This is a genomic window from uncultured Sphingorhabdus sp. (assembly GCF_937872355.1).
Taxonomy (GTDB): Bacteria; Pseudomonadota; Alphaproteobacteria; order Sphingomonadales; family Sphingomonadaceae; genus Sphingorhabdus_B.
Map to the genome: position 1 here is coordinate 1 of NZ_CALMSV010000203.1, position 6,380 is coordinate 6,380.

The 6,380-nt window shown below is 57.9% G+C and carries 7 protein-coding genes; 6 read left to right on the forward strand and 1 reads right to left on the reverse strand.

The genetic code is table 11. From position 1 onward, the window contains the following. Nucleotides 1–141 precede the first annotated feature (141 nt). Nucleotides 142–1,323, reverse strand: coding sequence for a lycopene beta-cyclase CrtY (crtY, locus tag Q0239_RS13320; protein WP_298603657.1), 1,182 nt, complete (start codon nt 1,321–1,323; stop codon nt 142–144). Nucleotides 1,324–1,426: 103 nt separating this feature from the next. On the opposite strand from crtY, the gene Q0239_RS13325 reads away from it, so the two are divergent. The 6 genes from Q0239_RS13325 to Q0239_RS13350 all read left to right on the forward strand — a co-directional run bounded on the left by Q0239_RS13325 (nt 1,427) and on the right by Q0239_RS13350 (nt 6,296). After that, nucleotides 1,427–2,119: an energy transducer TonB gene (locus Q0239_RS13325; RefSeq protein ID WP_298603659.1), complete on the forward strand. Its 693-nt coding sequence runs from the start codon at nt 1,427–1,429 to the stop codon at nt 2,117–2,119. Further along, on the forward strand, nt 2,116–2,865 hold the full coding sequence (locus tag Q0239_RS13330; protein ID WP_298603661.1) for a sterol desaturase family protein: 750 nt from the start codon (nt 2,116–2,118) through the stop codon (nt 2,863–2,865). Before Q0239_RS13325 ends, Q0239_RS13330 begins: the two co-directional genes overlap by 4 nt. Next, nucleotides 2,822–3,232, forward strand: a complete 411-nt coding sequence (locus Q0239_RS13335) for a DUF2141 domain-containing protein (RefSeq protein WP_298603663.1) — start codon at nt 2,822–2,824, stop codon at nt 3,230–3,232. The genes Q0239_RS13330 and Q0239_RS13335 overlap by 44 nt, the downstream gene beginning before the upstream one ends. Nucleotides 3,233–3,309: 77 nt before the next feature. Continuing rightward, nucleotides 3,310–4,821, forward strand: coding sequence for an NAD(P)/FAD-dependent oxidoreductase (locus tag Q0239_RS13340; protein ID WP_298603665.1), 1,512 nt, complete (start codon nt 3,310–3,312; stop codon nt 4,819–4,821). A 22-nt stretch (nt 4,822–4,843) separates the two neighbouring features. After that, the gene (locus tag Q0239_RS13345) at nt 4,844–6,115 is read left to right on the forward strand and encodes a cytochrome P450 (protein WP_298603667.1); all 1,272 of its coding nucleotides are present in this window, start codon (nt 4,844–4,846) and stop codon (nt 6,113–6,115) included. 1 nt (nt 6,116) lies between these two features. Then, the gene (locus Q0239_RS13350; RefSeq protein WP_298603669.1) at nt 6,117–6,296 is read left to right on the forward strand and encodes a rubredoxin; all 180 of its coding nucleotides are present in this window, start codon (nt 6,117–6,119) and stop codon (nt 6,294–6,296) included. Nucleotides 6,297–6,380: the final 84 nt, after the last annotated feature.

Consider the following 6,380-nt stretch of genomic DNA (forward strand, 5'->3'; position numbering starts at 1 on the left):
CGGAACCGTCCCGGCCGGGCGGCGTGCCCGCGCCGCGGCAGGAATGGGCCGTGCCGCCCGCGCGCCCGCCCAACCGCGCGTTCCCGGGGGTGTCGCAGGCGAGGCTGCCGCGGAAGCCCGAGCCGATGACGACGGCTGATTTCATCTTTTCTTCTTCCGTGCCCGAATTGCTTGCAACGCCTTACCGATGGGAACCGGTGGTTTGCCAGAGAGAATGCGCGCTTTGTCGCTGCCAGTGCTCTGCCCGGCATAGAAGCGTTCGATCAATCCGGGCTTAAGCCTGTAGAAGCGCTCGAGTATCTTGTACCGTTCGCCAGGTTCGGACGCACGGAAGAGCATCCGGTTGAGAATGCGATAGAAACTGCCACCCTTCCAATGTTCCTGCGCGCGCTGCCGCATCAGCAAGTTCAATCGGTCGCCGTCGTAATCGGGAAGCTCTGAAATATAGATCGCATTACGCACTGCATCGGGCAGCGAGTAGCTGGTGACTGGGTGGAGGAAAGCGCCGCGCGCACCGGCCTTGGCCGTCCGCCCGCTGCCACTCGCCCAGTAATTTTCGAGGTCGCCGCCCATGACGACGGGCAACACGCCTGTTTCTTCGCGCAATACACGTTCCACCTGCCAGCCCTTGCCATCGGCATAGGCTGCGATCCGCTGCGCCATGACGCGGCGGTCCAAGTCCGGCTTGTCACTATAATAAGTGTCCTCGACGAAAACCTTGTCCATGCCGAAAGGCAAAACATAGACGAAGCGATAGCCGTCATGCTGTTCGACCGTTGCATCCATCACGATCGGCCGCGTCAAATCATGCGGTTCGGAAAGTTGCATCAACTGGCCCGTGAATTTCTGCCAGCCGCAATCAAGATGATGATAGTCCGCCACCCCGCGCGCGTCGATGACGCCGCCGGCATTTATCCGCTGCGCACCATCCAGCACGACTAACCGGGGGCTGACGGCTTTGACCGTGCGACCTGTTAACAACGAAGAGGCAGGCAGATTGTGCCGCAACAGCCAGTCGAGCCGCTCGGATTCGATGGTGTAGTAAATGTTGTCGAGGCTGCGGCTGTGCGCAGGGAAATGCACATCATAGCCCGACCAGCCATAGGTGACGAGCGGCGCGGTCAGCCAGCGATGCTCGGGTGCGATGTCGCTCGCGAAAAAGCTCCAGATATGGTTGCCGCCGAAATGCGCTTCTTGTTCGACCAGCACGATCTTGAGCTCGGGCCGCTGCCGCGCAACCGCGAGCGCAATCAAGCCTCCAGCAAGGCCGCCGCCGACAATGGCAAGGTCGCATTTGATAGGGGTTGGGGCAGCCAAGGGCATGCGAATGGCCCTAGCGCAGCGGTGATGGTGTGCAAGAAGATGTGACAAAGAAGTTGTGGAGATGTGTACTGCCAAAGCGTGGACATCGTCGCGGTGCGGATTTATGCATGTTGGCATGCAGCATGCTTTCCAACTTATCTGCTCCGCGTCATTGCTGGTGCTGGCTTCATTCATGGGCGGTACGCGACCGGTGCAGGCCCAAACAAGCTCGACATCCGCTTATGCCAGTGAACAGTGCGTTACCTTCCGTCGTGAAGGAAACGAGACATTCCGCTTGGTGAATGACTGCGCAGAGCCATTATCCGTCGCCGTCTGTGCGGAGAATGCAGGCAGCGGCGATTGCAGCCGCGACACAGGCTGGCAGACTTTTACCGTCGGTGCGCGCGCAGAGCTGCCGGGTAGCTACCTGCCGTTGCAATCGCTCAATATCTTCGCCTGCCGCGCACCCGCCGTTGTCATTCTTCAGGCAGGTGGACTTGGCAGTTGCGATCCGACCGGGACGGGTAATTTGCCGTTGCTGCTGGCCTCGTCCCTCAAAAATGCGGCTTCGATCATCACCGCTGCTGACTATCCCCGGGGAGTAACGGCCTCAGGGACAACCCGGTTCGAGATGGTTGTCGCTGCAGACGGTCGGCCACAAAGCTGCACCGTCACCGTATCGTCTGGTAAGGAAGCGCTCGACAAGGCGACCTGCAACGCCTTCATGAAGCGTGCGCGTTTTACCCCGGCGAAAGGTACGAACGGCGTTGCAATCGCCGGACGCTATCGCGGCAACGTGACCTGGAAGGAACAATGACACCGTCAATGGCGGCTATCGGTTCCGCGCTGGCCATGACGCTGATCGTCGGTTTACGTTATCTGGCAACCAGCGGTTTTTTTGCGTGGCTAACGGGCAAGGTCCGCCCCGGGCTTTATGCAAAGCTCGACACTCAGATGCGCCGCGAAATCTACTGGTCCTTGCTGTCCGCCGGGATATATGGCGTTCCGGCTGGTGTCGTCGCTTGGGGATGGCAGAACCGGGGCTGGACGCAGATCTACACCGATATTGGCCACTATCCGCTCTGGTATCTGCCGCTGTCGGTTTTCCTGTTCCTCGCCGCGCATGACACCTGGTTCTACTGGACGCACCGCTGGATGCACTGGCCGAGGTTGTTTCGCATCGCCCATGCCGTCCATCATGAAAGCCGCCCGCCCACCTCTTGGGCCGCGATGAGTTTTCACCCTTGGGAGGCGGTGACGGGTGCGATTGTGATCCCGGCGCTGGTCTTCCTGATCCCTATCCATGTCGGCGCCTTGGGCTTCGTGCTATTCATCATGACGTTGATGGGCATCACCAACCATATGGGCTGGGAGCTTTTCCCCCGCAGTCTTGTTCATGGACCATTGGGGAAATGGCTGATAACGGCGACCCACCATCAAAAGCATCATGATGCGTATAAGGGGAATTATGGGCTCTACTTCCGTTTTTGGGACCGGATTTGCGGTACCGATCTTGGCCTTGGCGATTTTGGCAGGGCAGGGCGCGGCGCAAGCGGCGGATGATGCCACACTAACCGTTTCGGTCACAGGATTGCGCAATCAGAAGGGCAATGTGCTGGTCTGCCTGACGGCCAATGCAAAGGCCTTTCCTGATTGTTCGAAGGATCCTGCGGCGCACAAGCGCACAGTACGGGCGACTGCTGCGGGTGCGATCAGTTTCTCGGGACTGGCTGATGGTACCTACGCGCTGTCGCTGATCCATGATGAAAATGCCAATGACAAGCTCGACACGATGCTCGCTATTCCGAAAGAGGGTTTCGGATTTTCGCGCAATCCCAAGATAGCCTTTGGACCGCCCAAATTTGCTTCGGCGGCTTTTGCTCTAAAGGGTTCAGCGACGCAGACCGTTAAAATGAAATATATGCTCTAACTTTCACTTTTTGATTTTGGTCAATTGCAACTTGCAACCGACCAGCAATTATCTCCCTCAAGCAGAGGAGATAGAAGATGCTGGATACACTGGAACGCGCCGATTCGGCTGGTGCAGCCGGGAAAGCGGAACATTTTGACGTTCTGATCGCCGGAGCAGGCATTTCAGGCATAGGTTCGGCCTATCATCTGCAGCAGCAATGCTCGGGCAAAAGCTATGTCGTCCTCGAGATGAAGGACACATTTGGCGGCACTTGGGAAACGCACAAATATCCCGGCGTCCGTTCCGACTCCGATCTCTACACCTTCGGCTATCGTTTCAAACCCTGGGTAGGCGCGCCAATCGCCAGCGCGGACGAAATCCTGAAATATATGGGCGAGGTGATTGAAGAGAACCATATTGGCCCGAACATCCGCTATGGCCATCGCATCACCGCGTGCAAATGGTCGAGCGCCGACAATCGCTGGACGATTGAGGCTATCCGGCTCGCCGACGGATCCAAAGCGACGTTCACCTGCAACTTCCTCTGGATGTGCCAGGGCTATTACGACCATGAAAAGCCGTACATTCCCGATTGGGAAGGGTTGAGCGATTATAAGGGTCATTTCGTCCACGCCCAATTGTGGGACCCGCGGACCGATTATGCCGGCAAGCGCGTGCTTGTGATCGGTTCGGGCGCCACTGCCGCCACCGTTGTTCCCGCCTTTGCCGAAAAGGCCGCGCATGTAACGATGCTGCAGCGCTCGCCCACCTATTTCTTCTGCAGCGAAAACAAGAATGAGCTGGCGGATCGGTTGCGCGAAATCGGCATTGATGAGCCGACCATCCACCGCGTCGTGCGCGCGCAGATCATGTATGATCAGGATATGATGACCAAGCGCTGCCAGACCGAGCCGGAGGTCGTATTCGAGGAACTGAAAGAGCTGGTTCGCGCCTTTACCGGCAAGCCCGATTTTGAATTTGAACCGCATTTCACGCCCAAATATCGCGTGTGGCAGCAGCGGCTGGCTTTCTGCCCCAATGGAGACGTGTTCCGTGCCGCCGTCGAGGGCAAGGTGACAGTGGTGACCGACACGATCGACCGCTTCACCGAAAAGGGTGTGCGCACCAGTTCGGGTGAGGAAATCGAGGCCGACATCATCGTTGCCGCCACCGGTTTCCGCCTGTCGGTGATGGGCGACATTCCATTCAGCGTTGATGGCAAGCCGGTCAACTGGAGCGACACCGTCACTTATCGCGGGATGATGTTCACCGGCGTTCCCAACATGGCTTGGGTGATGGGCTATTTCCGCGCCAGCTGGACATTGCGTGTCGACATGATGGGTGATTTTGTCTGCAACCTTTTGAATCATATGGACAAAATCGGTACAAAACGGGTCGATGTGCAGTTGCGTCCGGAGGATGCGGGGATGCCACTGGCGCCTTGGATCGAAGAGGACAATTTCAATCCGGGCTATCTGATGCGCGGGCTCGATAAGCTGCCCCGGCGCGGCGACAAGCCCGAATGGCGGCACAACCAGGATTATTGGGCCGAGAAAGACCAGATCCCGGCAACCGACTTAACCGGCGCCGAATTCAAATATAGCTGACACTCCGGACAGGACCAGAAATATGCAAATTCCAGCAAATCTCGCCCAGACCATTGTGGATTCGCGCGCCTATGCGGCGGGTGATCCGGTCGATGAAGCGTTCCGAACCATTCGCGCCGAAATGCCGCTTGCGGTTGCCGAGCCGGAGGGGATGGAACCTTTCTGGGTGGTCAGCCGCCATGCCGATATCATGACGGTCGAAAAGCAGCCGGACATTTTCCACAATGGCGACAAATCGACCTTCCTGACTTTGAAGGAAATGGAGCCGATGGTGCGCTTTATAACCGGCGGTGAGCCCAATCTGGTGCGCAGCCTCGTCTCGCTCGACGGGCAGGAGCATAAGGATTTGCGGGCTGTCGTCTTCCCGTCGGTAACGCCAAAGGCGCTGCGCGGGTTGGAAGATGATATCCGCAAAATTGCCAAATCGTTCGTTGCAGAAATGCTCGCCAAAGCGCCCGAATGCGATTTTGCAACCGATGTGGCGTTCCTCTATCCGCTGCGTGTGATCATGACGGTGCTGGGCGTTCCGCAAGAGGATGAGCCGTTCATGCTCAAGCTGACGCAGGAACTGTTCAGCAGTGCAGACCCCGAGCTCAACCGTGATCGCAAAGAGGTGAACCCCGCAGAGGCGCTCGATGGCCTGCGCCGCACGATGGAGGATCTGGAAGCCTATTTCGGTGTGATGACCGAGAAGTTCCGGGCCAATCCGACCGATCAGGTCAACAGCCTGATTGCCAATGCCAAGGTCAATGGCGAATATCTGAATCGCCGCCAGTTGATGGGCTATTACATCATTGCTGCCACCGCCGGGCACGACACGACTTCAAACACCACGGCGGGGGCGTTCTGGGCCTTGGCCGAACGCCCGCAGCTTTTTGAACAGTTGAAGGCTGATCCGGGTAAGGTGAATGCCTTTGTCGAAGAATCGATCCGCTGGGTCGTTCCGGTGAAGCACTTCATGCGCAGCGCGACGCAGGATACCGAAGTGTCGGGTCAGAAGATCAAGGCTGGTGACTGGATGATGCTATCCTATCAATCGGCCAATCGAGACGAAGCGGTGTTCAACGATCCGTTCGACTATCGCATCGACCGCGAACCCAACCGCCAGATCGCCTTTGGCTATGGCGCGCATGTCTGCCTTGGCCAGCACCTTGCGCGCATGGAGATGCGGATATTGTGGGAAGAATTATTCCCGCACCTGAAATCCATCGAACTGGCCGGCACGCCGCAGCGGACGATTTCCAACTTTGTCTGCGGGCCAAAGCATGTGCCCATCCGCTTCACGCTGAACTGAGATGGCAGAGCCGTATAAACGCTATCGCTGCACCTATTGCGGGCAGGAATATGACGAGGCCGAGGGCTGGCCCGACGATGGCATCGCGCCCGGCACGCGCTGGGAAGATGTGCCCGATGATTGGTATTGCCCGACTTGTGGCGCGGAAAAAGCCGATTTCGAGATGGTCGAAATCGGCTGAACCTCTTAAGTTTGACCAATTGTCAAGGTGTCGAACCAAGTTGGACCTAAAACCGGGTCGACAATCGCCTTCGCAGCCCCGTCT